1 rRNA gene is annotated in these 269 nt (G+C 42.4%); it reads left to right on the forward strand.

Features of this window, described 5'->3' with window-relative positions:
• Positions 1-201: 201 nt before the first annotated feature.
• Positions 202-269: ribosomal RNA gene (rrf, locus tag H4J76_RS19640) — 5S ribosomal RNA — on the forward strand; the annotation flags it as partial.

The following is a 269-nucleotide window of genomic DNA, read 5'->3' on the forward strand; positions in this document are numbered from 1 at the left end:
GTGTGTAAGGACTGCGAGGTCTTGAGCTAACTGATACTAATTGCCCGTGAGGCTTAACCATACAACACCCAAGTAGTTTTACTGCGAAGTGTTTGTAGAAGACTGACAGAATAACTTCACGCACTATAATGAATTGAATAAGATACGCTTTTATATTTATAGCTCTAGCGAGCAACAGCTTTCAAGATTGTAACCTTTTTGTCTAGCGACAATAGCACTGTGGCACCACCTGATCCCATTCCGAACTCAGAAGTGAAACGCAGTAGCGC

Origin of the sequence: Colwellia sp. BRX9-1 (assembly GCF_014077195.1) — a bacterium.
Lineage (GTDB): Bacteria > Pseudomonadota > Gammaproteobacteria > Enterobacterales > Alteromonadaceae > Colwellia_A.